At 43.7% G+C, this 15,941-nt stretch carries 13 protein-coding genes; 6 read left to right on the top strand and 7 right to left on the bottom strand.

Translation table 11 applies throughout. The features are described from left to right. Nucleotides 1-515: 515 nt before the first annotated feature. The 7 genes from AND4_RS00540 to AND4_RS00510 all read right to left on the bottom strand — a co-directional run bounded on the left by AND4_RS00540 (nt 516) and on the right by AND4_RS00510 (nt 8,321). Complete coding sequence (locus AND4_RS00540) at nt 516-1,856, bottom strand: HlyD family type I secretion periplasmic adaptor subunit (protein WP_009840910.1); 1,341 nt, start codon at nt 1,854-1,856, stop codon at nt 516-518. Further along, nucleotides 1,831-3,549: a type I secretion system permease/ATPase gene (locus AND4_RS00535; RefSeq protein ID WP_009840909.1), complete on the bottom strand. Its 1,719-nt coding sequence runs from the start codon at nt 3,547-3,549 to the stop codon at nt 1,831-1,833. The genes AND4_RS00540 and AND4_RS00535 overlap by 26 nt, the downstream gene beginning before the upstream one ends. 60 nt (nt 3,550-3,609) lie before the next feature. After that, nucleotides 3,610-4,191, bottom strand: coding sequence for a calcium-binding protein (locus AND4_RS00530; RefSeq protein ID WP_009840908.1), 582 nt, complete (start codon nt 4,189-4,191; stop codon nt 3,610-3,612). Between the two features lie 220 nt (nt 4,192-4,411). Beyond that, the gene (locus AND4_RS00525) at nt 4,412-5,074 is read right to left on the bottom strand and encodes a LuxR C-terminal-related transcriptional regulator (RefSeq protein ID WP_086026761.1); all 663 of its coding nucleotides are present in this window, start codon (nt 5,072-5,074) and stop codon (nt 4,412-4,414) included. Nucleotides 5,075-5,302: 228 nt separating this feature from the next. Next, nucleotides 5,303-5,971: a LuxR C-terminal-related transcriptional regulator gene (locus tag AND4_RS00520; protein ID WP_009840906.1), complete on the bottom strand. Its 669-nt coding sequence runs from the start codon at nt 5,969-5,971 to the stop codon at nt 5,303-5,305. 174 nt (nt 5,972-6,145) lie between these two features. Next, the gene (locus tag AND4_RS00515; protein WP_009840905.1) at nt 6,146-6,346 is read right to left on the bottom strand and encodes a chromosome segregation ATPase; all 201 of its coding nucleotides are present in this window, start codon (nt 6,344-6,346) and stop codon (nt 6,146-6,148) included. A gap of 58 nt (nt 6,347-6,404) precedes the next feature. Next, nucleotides 6,405-8,321, bottom strand: coding sequence for a methyl-accepting chemotaxis protein (locus AND4_RS00510; protein ID WP_009840904.1), 1,917 nt, complete (start codon nt 8,319-8,321; stop codon nt 6,405-6,407). A 575-nt stretch (nt 8,322-8,896) separates the two neighbouring features. Between AND4_RS00510 and AND4_RS00505 the strand changes: the two genes are divergently transcribed. From AND4_RS00505 to AND4_RS00480, 6 genes are read left to right on the top strand one after another with little or no spacing between them, the layout of a single operon-like run. Then, nucleotides 8,897-9,853: a MoxR family ATPase gene (locus AND4_RS00505; protein WP_009840903.1), complete on the top strand. Its 957-nt coding sequence runs from the start codon at nt 8,897-8,899 to the stop codon at nt 9,851-9,853. Nucleotides 9,854-9,867: 14 nt separating this feature from the next. Next, nucleotides 9,868-10,794: a DUF58 domain-containing protein gene (locus tag AND4_RS00500; protein ID WP_009840902.1), complete on the top strand. Its 927-nt coding sequence runs from the start codon at nt 9,868-9,870 to the stop codon at nt 10,792-10,794. 40 nt (nt 10,795-10,834) lie between these two features. Continuing rightward, nucleotides 10,835-11,311 carry a DUF4381 domain-containing protein gene (locus AND4_RS00495; RefSeq protein WP_009840901.1) on the top strand — a complete coding sequence of 159 codons (477 nt, stop codon included), beginning with the start codon at nt 10,835-10,837 and terminating at the stop codon, nt 11,309-11,311. Next, nucleotides 11,304-12,308, top strand: coding sequence for a VWA domain-containing protein (locus tag AND4_RS00490; RefSeq protein ID WP_009840900.1), 1,005 nt, complete (start codon nt 11,304-11,306; stop codon nt 12,306-12,308). Before AND4_RS00495 ends, AND4_RS00490 begins: the two co-directional genes overlap by 8 nt. After that, nucleotides 12,301-14,217 carry a VWA domain-containing protein gene (locus AND4_RS00485; protein WP_009840899.1) on the top strand — a complete coding sequence of 639 codons (1,917 nt, stop codon included), beginning with the start codon at nt 12,301-12,303 and terminating at the stop codon, nt 14,215-14,217. The genes AND4_RS00490 and AND4_RS00485 overlap by 8 nt, the downstream gene beginning before the upstream one ends. Nucleotides 14,218-14,221: 4 nt before the next feature. Beyond that, nucleotides 14,222-15,868 (top strand): BatD family protein, encoded by a 1,647-nt coding sequence (locus tag AND4_RS00480; RefSeq protein ID WP_009840898.1) that lies wholly within the window; start codon nt 14,222-14,224, stop codon nt 15,866-15,868. Nucleotides 15,869-15,941: the final 73 nt, after the last annotated feature.

Raw genomic sequence — 15,941 nt, 5'->3', positions numbered from 1 at the left:
ACTGGCTGACCATGACAAAATCCAAAATAAAGTCAAAAATCAGACGTCATATTATTGACGACGGAATATTGACGCCACTTCCTTTGTATTTGTCAGGGTTGTGTGTTTTTTCGCCCATAACTTGTCAAAACTTATTGACCGCCTGTAATGTCTTGTATTTGAAACACTTAACCTCTTGAAAAAACCAATTAATTCTTCGAAGGATTCACAACGTTTTTCCTTGTCTTAATATGATTTTTGAGGAGGAGAAGTGGTATTAAAGTGAGCAAATTTTTCGCACCATCCACATTTTTCATCTTCGGCTTCATTTGTTTGAAACTAATTTGTGTTTCTACAAAAATCGAAGAAAAACACTTTTTATTCCTGAACTAGCTCGGACACACCTTGGAAAGCATTAGGTCAGACTTTGCACTTCACCCCGGTTTAAAAAATCGCCATAAATAAGCTTGGTGCGGTTTCAATACTCAAAAAAAAAGCCGACACAATGTCGGCTTCTCGTATTCTCAATGCATATTTTAGTCTTCTCGGAATGCGCGATTCATGCTTTCCGTTAAGGGTTTAACCAAATAGCTCAGCGGTGTCCTGGGTTCAGACAAAATCAGCACCTCTGCATTCATACCAGAAGTCAAGCTGTACTTGGCGACGTCCTCTTGCGATAAAGCGATGCGAGCGAGATAAAAGTCATCTTGATTCCGTTCAGACAACTTATCTGCCGAGACAGTTAATACCGTTCCTTCCAAAGGTGCTAGTGTTCTTGCATTCAAGGCAGTTAAGCGGATCTGGGCATGTTGCCCTGACGTAATCAAATCGATATCTTGGGGACTAACTCGAGCCTCAACCAGCAAATTGTCATCTTGCGGAACCAGCTCAAGCAAGGTTTCTCCTGAACCAATAACGCCATTTTCGGTAAACACCTGCATATTAACGATCCGACCGGAAATGGGGGCGACAATACTGGTACGTGCAACGATGTCTTTTGCCGAGCGGTACTCCTCCCGAATAGAAACCATTTCTTTCTTGGTATTGCGTAAATCCTCGACAATGTCATTAAGTCTTTCTAGCTGTAGCTCCTCAATTTTTGCTTGATTTTCATCTAACCGCTTACTTACGGTGAGCGACTGGCGATCAAGTTGACTCAACGTGCTTCTCACTTCTGCTGAGAGACGCTTTAACTGCAATAATGTCGACTTCCCAGAAAAGCCTTTCTGCACCAATGCTTGGTTACTGGCTATCTCTTCTTCAATAAACTTCAAACGTTCTCGCTCGATGATCTTCGTTTCACTGAGATTATCCAACTCTAAGTGTGCGCCAGATATACTTTTCGCAATGATGTTTAACTTGCTGCCGAAAAAGCGCTTCCTCGCAGCAAAGATCTTACTTTGAACCAACTTTGCTTCTGCAACAATTTCTGTATTTTGAATGGTCTCAAGATCCTTTGCCCAGTGGATTTCTGAAAACTCCTCTAGCTCCGCATTCAAACGATTTTCTTTAGCTATCGTATGAATATATTGGCCACTGAGGGCGTCAAGTTTCGCATTAGCTTGCCGCTTTGAAAGCTGAAGAAGCAATTGCCCTTTCTTAACTAAGTCGCCCTCTTGAACATAGATCTTTTCAATAATACCACCTTCCAAATGTTGAATTTCTTGGTTCTGACTTAATACAGATAAGTCACCGTAAGCAATAGCGGCACTCTCCAATTTAGCGGTTGCAGCCCAGTAACCTAAACCGCCGAGAAATAGGGTTAGCGCTAACACACCAAGTAAAATAGGACCTTTCAATCGCAGTTCTGAAGAGGGCAAAAAACGAAATACTTGTTCTGCTGCAAATTCATTAACGGCTGGCAGTTGATTGCTCATTTCTCACCCTCGGTATATCTGTTCTTTCTTCACCCATCAAACGCTTCAACACATCATCTCGCGCACCAAATAACTTGACTCGCCCGTTGGCTAAATACAAAAGTTTATCCATTTGCCTCAACGTACTTGGGTTATGCGCAATCACAATCACGGTAGATCCTCGAGCCTTCAGGTGTGCTATCACACGTTGATATGACGCTTCCCCCTCTCCGTCTAGATTTGCATTTGCTTCATCAAACACAACAATAGAAGGCTCACCGTACACTGCCCTCGCCAAGGCAATACGCTGCCTCTCTCCACCAGATAAACCGCGGCCGTTTTCCCCAATGACAAAATCATAACCTCTATTTTTCTTTAGGATCAGTTCATGGCACCCAGCCAGTTGAGCAGCTTGAATCACTTTTGCAGAGCCTTCATCTTTGAAACGAGCAATATTTTCTCGAATGGTCCCAGCAAACAATTCCACTTCCTGTGCTAGATAACCAAAGTGAGCCCCTCTATCTTCTGATGCCCATGTCGATACTTCCATACCATCTAGGGTAACTTTGCCAGCTAAAGGTTTTAGATTCCCAAGTAACAGTCTGGCAAACGTTGATTTTCCCGTTCCAGAGGGCCCAATCACACCCAAAGATACACCGGATGGAATCGACAACGATATTGCAGACAAAACAGGCTCTGTTTCGTCTGGGTGGCGATAAACTAGCCCTGCCAGTTCATAGTGACCTTTTGGACGAGGTAAAGGCATATCAGATTCATCTTGTTTTACGGTCCGATCAATCACCCGCAAACGCCGATAAGCATTCCAAGCGGACATTGCGCTACGCCATGTACCTATCGCTTGCTCCATTGGAGATAAAGCACGACTCATTAAAATGGAGCTGGCGATCATCGCACCAGCGGTGATCTCGTGTTGGATGACCAGCCAAGCACCACCTCCTAGCAAGCATATCTGAAGGGAGCCACGCACGAGCTTCGAAAAATTAGCGAGGTAAATCGACTTACCTGTAACACGCCGCTCAAGTTGATTGGATTCATTAACACGGGAATACCAACCCTCCAAAAATGCATTCATCATCCCCATCGCTATAATTGAGTTCGCATTTTGAGTCGCCACCTCTGCGTGGTTGATATGGTCTATCGACCGAACTTCACTTTCTTGCATTATTTTGCGAGTCACAAACTCATTAATCACGCCCAAACCAAACAAGACAATTGAACCCCCTAACGCAATATGCCCCAAAACAGGGTGAAGAAAATAAACGAAAAGTATAAAAGCAGGGGTCCACGGGGCATCGAGTAAAGGGTACAGTGCTTGGCTACTAAGAAAGCTTTTGATATTTTGGATATCCCTCAAAACTTGAGATGTATAACTTTTGCCCATGTGTACCCGATGTTGAATACTTCGTTTAAGCATAAATACCGAAAGTTTAGAATCTACCCAATAACCAAAAGACTTACTCATCTGGGCTCGTGCGATATCAATCAGCGACATTGTCAAAAGCGCAGCAAGGACAATCACTGTCAATAAAAATAGGGTATCTAGAGAGTAAGAGGAGATAACGCGGTTGTACACTTGCAGCATGTACAGAGGAATAGAAAGCACTAATAAATTTATAAAAAAACTAAAACCAATCAGTAGACCTGTTAGAATGCATAGTTTTTGTTTCACTTCTTTGAAAACCGTATTTTGCACGATTACTTCCACATATTGTAATATTTAGGCACTAGACCGACTAGCGCCCGATACTAAGACTCAGATAATGAATAATTCACTGCCATAGGTATTAATGTCTGCTTGCGTAACACCAATCAATTTGACCGTCAGATCTACGCCATCCGTAAAGACAGCATTACCTTTGGCATCATAGCTGAAGGTTAAATCGGAGAATGATGTCACAGCATCACTGATGATGTGCAGAGAATCTTCACCGATTGTAAAATCAACCACTTTAGCTTCACCATGCCCTTTAAACTTATCGGTAAAAATAAACTTATCTGCACCAGAGCCAACAACCAGAATGTTATCGCCAGAGCCAGCAACAAGTACATCTTCACCGACGCCACCATTGAGCTTGTTGTCACCCAGTAATCCCAACAGCAAATCATTACCAGTACCGCCACCGAGGTAATCGTTACCGGTCCCAGCCATTAAAATATCATCACCAGCCCCTCCTGTTAGGCGATCATCACCTGAACCACCAACCATTAAGTCATCACCACCACCACCTACGAATACATCATTACCACCGAAACCAACAAAAACATCATTACCACCATCGAAGTCAGCAATTTCGTCACTTCCCCTATTACCTAGATGCGTGTCATTCCTGATCATTCTAAATCCCTCTGGCTTTCTTATTTGAATAGACTTATATACTCCACGCCTGATAAAGACTGCTCCAAGCGTAGAAAGTCTAATAAACAAAGTGTGTAGAGCAAGTTTGAATAAGGGATGATATTTTCGTCAGATTCCAATGCTAAATAATCCACATTTGGTACTTTAATGGGTAACAATTTTTAAATAATGTTAAACCTAGCACTAAAGCACTAAAGCACTAAAGGTTTCTTTTCGCCCATCTAGTTGCTTGCGTTCTATTTTTAACTTCAATCTTTCTGAAAATATTATATAGGTGTGACTTTATAGTATGCTCACTTATAAATAATGAATCTGCAATTTCAATATTAGATCCACCCTCTTTAAGCATTTTTAGAACTTGAATTTCTCTACGTGTCAACTCCACTTCTGTCGCGGGCTCAATCATTGACTGTAGCTCTTTTCCTTTGTAATAAGTAAGAAGCTGATCCAATAGACGGCGTGGCAACCAATTATCACCACTGACGATCGCGGTCAGACCTTGACATAACTTATCCATTGAATCGCTGGGACCAAATATACCTTTGACATGAGGCCAAGATGCAAGCTCTTCTGTCTCTAGCTCATAGCCTAGATTCAACATAATCGTGCCAATGACTTTCCCACTATCTCTGAGATAAACTAAAGTATCGGACGGAATGTCTATTGAAAAGTCTACTAACAAGAAATACTGCTCAGGGATCAGTTCATGATAACTCAAGTTTTTACTATCTATGATGGTTATATTTGTTTCTGTTTTCTTAGAAAGCACCTCCTTAAAGTTTTCACTCTGTAGGCTTTGCTGAGTTATCATTAGGATTGTTGGTAGGCCCTTATACTTATATTTTTCCATAGCGTTTCTCATACTTTCACTGACATCAAATTAGTAATTAATAATTATCGCTGAACACTTAATCTAATAACTAAGTGCTAGGTGATAGAGTAGAGATACTTACTACTTTTTTGAATTTTAATTTCAAAAAACAGAATCAAAAAAAAGCATTTCTCAAAAAAGAAACACTTTTTATTAAACAAACTAATTGAGTAAACATTCAGAAAGTTTTACTGACATTAATCATAATATTTATATTGTTTATATTACTGGCGATACAACTGGAAGATTTTCTTTTGCCCAAATTAATGCTTGTACTCTATTTTTGACATCAATCTTTTTAAATATGTTGTGGAGGTGTGTTTTGACCGTGTTTTCACTCACAAGTAGTTGGTCAGCGATCTGTTGATTTGAAGCCCCCGATGATAAGAGCGTGATGATTTGCTGTTCTCTTTTTGTCAAAATTTCACGGAGGGGCTTACTAGTTGGTCTACCGTGTCGACGTAAGTGAGTAATATATTGCTGAGAGAACTTCCGGCTGAACCACATATCACCCTGTAGCACTTTGCCTATTCCAGCTTGTAACTTACTAATACCATCTGAAGTGTAAAAAATCCCTGCCAACGATGGCCAACCAAACAGCTCGTCCGTTGTGATTGATTTATCACAGTTAATAAGGACTTCTGTCGTGTCTTTCAGGCCCGTTTCTTTAAACTCCATATAACGAGAGAAGAGGTCATCTGACATTACACTGTAATCTAACAGTATCGCATCGACTGAACTAACAGGTTTTGGTCGAGTATCGAGATTTTCAGGATAGATCAATTGAACATTGATATTGAGTCTAGTCTCTAACACATCTTTCAACAACGAAGACTGTAAGCTGTCTTCCGTAATTAAGATCACTTCCCTAGAATTTTGATGCTCCATCTTGCTCGATGCCCTTTAGTCATTTTAAGTGAAATAAGGAATAGACTTAGTTAGAGAGGCACTATTGTCAAGTATGAAAAATAGTAGTAGGCAACACTAAAGCATTGATTTAATTATCAATAATACATAGAGAAATGAAAGGCACAAAAAAGGGAGTATGAAACTCCCTTTTAACTAATGCACTGGAACTGAATTTTTCTGATTAAACTGGCCAAAGTACTGCTCAAGGATTTCTGGTGTCAGCTTTCCTTCAGCTTCTAACTTCTTGAGCTCAGCTGCAATTTGCTTTTGCTCTTCGAGCGATGGCAGTTTCACTTCCGGTTCTTGAGATACTTCCTGCGAGATCTGCTCGAGTTCTTTTTCGAAATCATTCATGGCACTTACCTAAATATAGAGTCGTTAAACTTGTAAATTAAGACCATTCTATCCAACTCTATAGTTTGAAGCTACCAACCATCTTATCGAGACGAGATGATAGCGCTTGCAGATCTCGACTAGCACCAGCCAGTTCCTCTGCAGTGGCCGTTGTTATCTCGTTGATCGCATTAATCTCCTCGATATTCTGGTTGATGGTATGAACGACCGTAGATTGCTCTTCTGTTGCCGTAGCAACCTGAGTATTACGATCTGAAATATCCGCAATACGTTCAGAGATATTCATCAAAACAACAACAGCCTCATCGGTCGATGCCACACCCTCAAACGTCACCGTTTTTCCCGCTTCCATCGCTGTCACTGCGTCGTGTGCGTCACTTTGAAGTTGATTGATCATCCGCTGAATCTCTTCTGTAGAATCCGCAGTTCGCGACGCTAGGGTACGTACTTCATCCGCAACCACGGCAAAACCTCGGCCTTGTTCACCCGCGCGGGCTGCTTCAATCGCTGCGTTAAGCGCCAATAGGTTAGTTTGCTCAGAAATATCGCGAATCACATCCAGGATAGATCCAATATCTTTAGTTGTTGCTGCTAACTGGCCTACAACCATGCTTGTCGTTTCCACATCACCGGCAAGACGGCTAATCACCTCTTTTGCTTGTGTTACCACTTGGCGACCAGTCCGCGTATTATCAGACGCTTGGTTAGCAGTATCTGCTGCTGTGGCTGCATTTGAAGCAATCTCACCGATCGTTGCGCCCATTTGGTTAATGGCTGTCACGACCTGAATAGTCTGGTCACGTTGTTCTTGGCTATTATCATGCGTTGAGCTTGCTTTGCTTGAAACACTGTCTGCGGCTTGACTTAAAGCCCCGCTGGTTAATGACACCTCTTTCATGGTTGCATGAATTTTATCAATAAAGCCATTAAAGCCTTTTGATAGCTGAGCGACCTCATCGTTACCTTTGATTTCAATGCGCTGAGTCAGATCGCCCTCACCTTCGCCAAGATCAGAAAAGCGATCTGCAATTTGGCGAATTGGGTTGGTAATGCTGTTTGCAAGAAGAACACCCATCGCGATGAAGATTAACGCAACAATTGCTGTTGTGAACAACATTCTCTCTGCGGTCGCATCTAGATCAGCGAATACCTCGTCTACTGGTACAACACCAATGACAAACCAATCCATTGAAGGCACATATAAACTTGAAACAAACATCTCTTGTCCTTCAAACTCAGTAGTGACTAAGTTGAATTGTCTTTTATCCATTAACAGAGAAGCTTCTCGACCAAACAATTGGTTGATGGAGCTTTGATTCTTGCCTTGCTCGCGATGGATCTGGATATCACCCTTACTGTTGGTTAGGAAAACGTAGCCTGTTTTCTCAATTTTAAAACCATTTAACAACGACATCATATCGTCCATTGATTTGGACAGACCCGACATTGAAATGCCATTTACATTTTGATAATTGGCGAACATTTTTACTTCGCCGTTTGCTTCTTGGAAGACGCTCACCGAAGTATCTTGACCAGAAGAGGTAAAATCAAAGAACCAAGCATCTTGCGATCGATTAAGCTGACGCAGGAAACCATTTTGGTTCCAATAATGGGCACTTTGCCGATTAGCGACAGACGCATCGTTTAATCGGTATTGGGATTTGACATTATTAAGTTGGCGAACAAGTTGCGCCTCTACTGACGAGGTCCGGTCTGCCTCAGACAGTGCTGCAACAACAAATTCGTTCGTCGCCAATTGTTTCGCAGCTTGCTGCATTTGTACTACTTCACGATCGATCTCCGTATTGATTTGCTGCAACATCGCAGGCAATTCAATATCAATGAGGCGATGGCTTAATACCTCTCTGGCGTGATGGTGAGCCATCACCCCCACAATAATGGTTGATGCAAGCACGGCAAACGTAATACCGAGTACAACCTTTTGTTTGATACTCAAAGAGCTAAGTTTCAACATATCTGGACCTATAAAAGAATCACTAATTATCCGCATTTCGAATAAATACAACCTTGCACATATGATCTAACTATGTGCCGCATGACACCTTTATCGGCTTTGCCCTACAAAACTAGAGAAAATTCTTACATTTTTACACAAACATTTATTGATCGATTATTTAGCCTACGACTTTACCTCCTAAAGACCGCCTAAAACGACCGTCATCGCGATTTAATACGCCTAAATCGGCATCACTCCAAGAATGACCATACTTATCTTGTCGATATCTAAAGTTTCTACAGGACGAAACGCGATAGCGATGAGGGCATACTCAACCAATGGTTGAAGCGAACAATGGTTGAAGCGAGCAACGGATTAAACTCTGTATACCCAACACTCCAGATGCCCATTTATGAGTATGAATGTGGTACTAATTGCCCCCTGAATGGAATTCAGTCGCGCTAGGGGCTTGTAATACATCGCAATAACCCAATATTGGAAAGATAAATTGCATATGTGTGTTGGAACTTTTCTCATACCGGAAGTGACCAATACTCCAAACAAGAAACATATGGATACTAGAGAGTCCAAAAATGCACAAAACAAACTTCGAAACTCTTCAAAGTTATTTAGAATCTCAGATCATTGGTCAGCATGATCTGGTTAAACAGCTCCTTATTGCTCTACTTGCCGATGGGCACATCTTGGTTGAGGGCCCTCCGGGGTTGGCTAAGACTCGCGCAGTAAAATCTCTTTCTGATTGTGTAGAGGGTGATTTCCACCGTATTCAGTTCACTCCCGACTTACTACCTGCAGATTTGACTGGCACTGACATCTTTCGTCCCGAAACGGGAGAGTTTACATTCCAATCAGGTCCAATTTTTAACTCACTGATCTTAGCCGATGAGATCAACCGTGCACCTGCGAAAGTACAAGCGGCAATGCTCGAAGCAATGGCAGAAAAGCAAGTGACCGCAGGACGAAACACTTACGCACTGCCAGAACTGTTCTTGGTGATGGCAACGCAAAACCCAATAGAACAAGAAGGGACCTACCCACTGCCCGAAGCCCAGCTCGACCGTTTCTTGCTGCACCTGGATGTAGATTACCCAGATGCGGAGCATGAACTGGCGATCTTACGTATCAATCGAGGTGAGGCAAAAGGCGAAGCGAAAATAGAACGCCCAAGACTGAGCCAAGAGGACATCTTCACTGCACGTAAAGAAGTACTCAACATCCATATGGCTGACGCGATTGAGCAATACATTGTTCGTCTTGTAATGGCAACTCGACAGCCCGGCGATTACGACTCGGAACTGGCGAAATGGCTATCAATGGGCGTCAGTCCACGTGCCACCATCGCTCTTGACCGTTGTGCCCGTGCTCATGCTTGGCTCGCAGGTCGTGACTTCGTTTCACCAGAAGATGTTCAAGCCATGGCTTACCCTGTACTCCGCCATCGTCTACTGCTCAGCTATCACGCCCAAGCAGAAGGCATTACCGCAAATCAGGTTATCGACAAGCTCCTTAACCTTGTAGGTAGCGCATAACTTAGGTAGGTGACATGTCTGCATCATATGCATTACCACCTCATGCTAATGGGGTAACATTAACCCTTGAAGAACTGCTTCAGTACCGCACTCAATCGATTCGTTGGTTACCACCAGCGCAGAGTATTTGGTCACAAATGAGCGGCAGCCATACTAGCCGTCAAAAGGGACGTGGTATGGATTTCATGGAAGTGCGCCAATACCAAGCGGGTGATGATATTCGTAGTATCGACTGGCGAGTCACGGCTCGAACGGGAAAAGCACACACCAAGTTATTTGCAGAAGACAAAGAACAAGCGGTGATCTTATACATCGACTTGAGTCCAAGCATGCACTTTGGTTCACAATACGTGTTGAAGTCCGTTCAAATGGCACACTTTGCTAGCGTCATGATTTGGCTAACTTTAGCCAAAAAAGACCGCATTGGTGCCGTGATTGACAATGGTCGTCAGTGTCTTGAATTTCGTCCTTCCTCCTTACAAAGCCAAGGGCTGAGAATTCTTAACGCAATAGTAAACACTCACAATCAATTGCTTAACGATCTACAAACTGACAGCGCACGTACCTTGCCATATATAAGTGTAATTGAAACACTGCATAATCTTGCACCAAAAGGCAGTGAGATCATTCTATTGAGTGACTTTGCTCAAATTGAAGAAAAAGCGCTGATTCAATTGCGTCAAATAAAGCAACACAACAGCGTTCGTGCAGTACAATTCTATGACCCACTAGAGCGAGGCGAAACCGATTTTCGAGGACAAGCGAAGGCATCCGATGGTTATCGAAGTCAATGGTTTAACTTTGGTTCAAAAGGACAGCGTCAGGAGTTGGAATCTCACTTTGTTGAACATCAACAAGCGCTTAAACAACAGTGTCATTCTATGGCCATTCCGTTTAACAGCCTATCGAGCGGATTACCGCTGGTTCAGCAGTTAAGCTAACGACAGTAACACAATACAAATCACTCAAGCAGTAATTATAATGACAACGAATAATCAAAGCCTAAACCTTGAACCATTAATCCTACCGAATGCACCAGATTGGTACCCACTCGCTTGGGGATGGTGGGCTGTTCTGGGCGGTGTCATTCTTTCCATCTTTATGATCTTACTCTGTATAAGATGGCGTTCAAAACGTCTTATCGCTAAGAAGACCGCATTAAAACTGTTGAGCAATCCGCTCACACCACACACGCCGTCTTCTGCATTGGAGGTTCTCCGTCAAGTCGCTTTAAGTTACTTCCCTCGGGAAGAAATCGCGCCATTAACAGGCTCTGCTTGGTATGAGTTTCTTGATAGCTACACCAAAGAGACTCGGTTTATTGATAAACAACAACAGTGGCAAGCGGCGCTGTATCAGAAATCCAGTCACGAGCAATATCAAGACCTGATTGATGATTGTTCATTCTGGATTGCAACCGCATTACCACCGAAGAAAAAGGTAAAAACTCGTGACTGAGGCACCGCTCTTTTCGAGTCTCTCTCCATGGTTGAACGTTGAGTTCGTCTGGTGGTGGGCATTATCGTTATTGCCCCTACCTTGGCTGATTTATAAATTCTTCCCAGAAGAGACTCAGCAAGCTGAAATTAAACTGGCCTACTTGCCAAACAATAAGCATGCCAGCAAGCCAAAACAGATCGTACAAAAAGCCCTGTCTACTGGCGTATGGATGCTGTTGGTTATCGCTTGTGCCCGCCCTGTTTGGTATGGCGACCCGGTTGAGTTCCAACCCAAATACCGTGACATGATGTTATTGGTCGACTTATCTGGCTCTATGCAAAAAGAAGACATGAACGACAACGGCGAGTACATAGATCGCTTAACCGCCGTCAAAAGAGTCTTATCTGACTTCGTAGAAAAACGCCAAGGTGATCGCTTGGGTGTGGTTCTATTTGGTGATCATGCTTATCTACAAACACCGTTAACCGCTGATCGCAGAACCGTTATGCAACAAATCAATCAAGCTGTAATTGGCTTGGTTGGTGAACGTACGGCGATTGGTGATGGTATCGGACTGGGTACCAAAACCTTTGTAGATAGTGACGCACCACAACGTGTGATGATCTTACTCAGTGATGGCAGTAATACTGCAGGTGTGCTCGAACCACTTGAAGCCACTGAAATCGCCCAAAAATACAATGCGACCATTTACACCGTAGGTGTGGGAGCTGGCGAAATGATGGTAAAAGACTTCTTCATGACGCGTAAAGTCAATACCGCCTCGGATCTTGATGAGCAAACGCTGACCAAGATTGCTGAGATGACAGGTGGCAAATACTTCCGAGCGCGTGATGCCAAAGAACTTGAAGCGATCTACGATACCATTAATCAGCTGGAGCCAGTTTCTAGCGATACTCAAACTTGGCGTCCCCAATCGGAATGGTTCCCTTATCCATTGGGAGCGTCACTGATACTTTCCGTGTTTCTATTTGTTTTAAGGAGAAAGCATGGCTGAGTTTACTTTCTTACATCCCTATTGGTTACTCGGCTTGCTCGCTATCCCGGCTTTCCTTGCTGTTAACAGCCAATACGCAACCAAAAAATCATCATTGATCGCACCTCATTTGGCTAAGATGCTTGGTCACTCAGTGAAAACCAAGCACTACTTCACTCTTTGGGGGTTAGCATGGGCAATCGCTTGTGTTGCTCTAGCAGGGCCAAGTTGGCAATCCAACACGCGCCCAAGTTTTCAACTCAGCCAAAACCGAGTGTTAGTGCTGGATATGTCGCGCTCAATGTACGCAACGGATGTCAAACCAAATCGCCTTTCACAAACGCGTTATAAGGCCTTAGACTTATTGCCAAAATGGAAAGAAGGTTCGACAGGTCTGATTGCTTATGCGGGAGATGCTTATACGCTCAGCCCACTGACGACTGACTCCAACACGCTTGCTGGCATCATCGAAAACTTGTCGCCTGAGTTAATGCCCTATCAAGGTTCTAACTTACCATCGGCTATTGAAACTGCACTTGGTCAATTTAATCAAGCTGGAATCAATCAGGGTGATATTATTGTACTCGCAGATGATTTGGATGAATCTGAACTGTCTCGATCACTTGCAATCCTCAATGGTAAAGATATTCGTGTGTCAGTGCTTGCTATCGGCACATCGACAGGTGCGCCTATTGCCCTTCCTGATGGTTCTTTAATGAAGAGCCGACAAGGAAACACTGTGGTCGCGAAGACAAACCTAAACAACTTGCAGAGATTAGCCAAAGAGACCGGTGGCCTGTTTCTACCAATTCAGCATAATAGCCGTGATGTAGAGAGTATTGCCGCGTTTACTAATAATGCGGACAACAGCGCAACCACAAAGCAAAGTGAGGACGTCAAGACTGACTCTCGCTTGAACAATGGCTTCTGGTTGCTACCTTTACTCTTATTTCCCGCAGCTCTGCTCTTTCGTAGAGGGATGATTTGGCTGCTGGTGGCGACTGTATTACCAATGAGTTGGGCACCAAAGGCAGAAGCAAATGCATTTTTAAATCAGAACCAACGAGGCGAACAGCTTTATCAGCAAGGCGAATACGAAAAAGCACAAAATACCTTCAGCGACCAAAATTGGAAAGGGGCGGCCAGCTACCAAGCTGGGGATTATGAAAGCGCGATCGAAGCCTTTTCGAATAATCAAAGTCTTGATGGGCGTTACAACTTAGCCAATGCCCTCGCTCAAAATGGACAGCTTGAGGACGCAGCCAAGCTCTACAAAAAGCTTATAGATGAGAAGCCGGATTTTGAAGCTGCGAAAAAGAACCTGTCGGTTGTAGAGGAGAAACTGAAGCAACAGCAGCAACAGCAGCAACAGCAGCAACAGCAGCAACAGCAGCAACAGCAGCAACAGCAGCAACAGCAGCAACAGCAGCAACAGCAGCAACAGCAGCAACAGCAGCAACAGCAGCAACAGCAGCAACAGCAGCAACAGCAGCAACAGCAGCAACAGCAGCAACAGCAGCAACAGCAGCAACAGCAGCAACAGCAGCAACAGCAGCAACAGCAGCAACAGCAGCAACAGCAGCAACAGCAGCAACAGCAGCAACAAAAGTCTCAGGATGATGCTAAACAAGAGCAAGGACAGCAGTCACAAAACCAACAAGACGCTGAAAATAAAAAAGAAAGCCAGAAAGCTAAACAAAAAGGTAAGCAGCAAAGAACCGAAAAAGAAGCAGAAAACCAGAACAAGCACCAAGAAGCTAAGTCCGTGGAAGCACAGGCTCAAGCAGAGAAATCACCTAAAGATGATCCTGAATTCCGCCGCTTAGAAGCCGTGGAAAGTGCTCGTGACCCTAGTTTCTTAATTCGAGCTCAAATGCAGCTTCAAGCTCAACAAAAACAACGCCCACAACAATCTAATAAGGAGTGGTAAGTCCATGATGAAAAAAGGCGAAACACTGGTCTTTGTTCTGATGGCCAGCCTGCTCACTAGCTTTTCGGCTTTTGCACAAAGCCTTCAAGCCAGTGTAAACAAAACTCAGGTAGCGAAGAACGAAGTGATCACTTTGAGAATCATGGCAGATACCCAGCTAGACTCGGATGCGATTGATTTCGATGTATTACAGCAAGACTTCTTTTTAAGCCAGCCTCGTTACGGTCGTTCAAGCAATAATATTAATGGTCGCAAAAGCGTTCGAACTGAATGGAGTATCTCAATTGCCCCAATGGTGGAGGGCATCGTTACGATTCCAAGCTTTTCTGCCGATGGTATGAAAACCGAGCCAATCAAACTTCGTGTGACCAAAAACCAAGCGGAACCGAACTTAGACGATTTATTCGGCTTTGATATGAGTGTTAACGCTCATACCTTGTATCCCCAGCAGTCAACGACACTGCGCATGCAATTGGCGATCAAGTTCGATCCTCGCCGTTTGGACAATCCGCAAATCGTACCGCCACGGATTGAGGGAATGAAAATTGAACCCACAAGTAACATGAATCGGGTTCAGCGCGTCATTGATGGGCTTGAAGTCACAGTTGTGGAGCAAACTTTCAGCATCACAGCAGAAAAACCAGGTACTTTCACGTTAGTGGGCCCTCGATTAACAGGCTCATATATCTACGGTGATGGCCGAAACGGTGCCACCAAAGTCATGCCGATCAATACCAAGGCAAAGCAAATGCCTATCACCGTGAAAGAAATACCGGAAAACTTCAAAGGTAACTGGCTACCAGCATCTGAACTGGAAATGATACAAAGCTGGCAAGATGAGCAGGGTAATCCATTATCAGAGAATGCGGTCAACACAGTAAAGCAAGGGTCCTCAATTACACGTACGATCCGTATCCGAGCTCGCGGCACTCAGGCAGAATATTTACCCCGCATCGGTATCATTTACCCTAGCACGCTTCGCGTTTACCCAGAACAGCCGCAGTTTGAAAGCCCTCGTGATGACACCGTTATTATGACCGTTAAACAGGTATTAATACCGACGGAGGAAGGTGAGCTTACGCTTCCTGGTTATGACTTAAACTGGTGGGACAGTGAGCGTGACCAATCCAGAGAAGCGGCTATTAAGCCACTGAAACTGAATGTAGAAAAGAGCGATAGTGGCCTAATCACGCTACCAGAAAGCTCACTTCCAGCGCAACCAACGGCCACTTCATCGCCTGTCATTCAAAGTGGCGTGGATTCGATTTGGCAAACACTGACCATAGTGTTTGCCGCTCTGTGGCTTGCTTCTTCGGCGATAGCATTTGGGCTTTGGAAAAAACGCAGAAAACCAAAGACGCAAAACATCTTATCTTCGACGTATGGTGCATCATTACAAGATCTGGAAAACACCATCAAACAGGGTGATAACGCAAAGATTGAAAGAGCCGTTAACGACTACCTAAACACTCAACACTCTGGTCATGAGTCTGAAGCAGTAAGAGCAGTAAAAAAAGAACTGAATCTGATGAACCAATCTCGCTTTAGTGCAACCCAGCAAGAGTGGCAGGCAGATAATCTGATCGCAAAGATCAGAGCATTGAACAAAGAGAAAAAAAGTAAACCTATACACCAACTGGAAAATCTCTAAGTTCCCACTGAAATGCAAAAAGAATGATAGCAGCTCATAGCGAGCTGCTATTTTTATACTCACATAACCTTAA

The organism is Vibrio sp. AND4 (assembly GCF_000171815.1).
In the GTDB taxonomy this organism is placed as follows: Bacteria; Pseudomonadota; Gammaproteobacteria; order Enterobacterales; family Vibrionaceae; genus Vibrio.
This window is presented reverse-complemented; position numbering and strand designations above follow the sequence as displayed.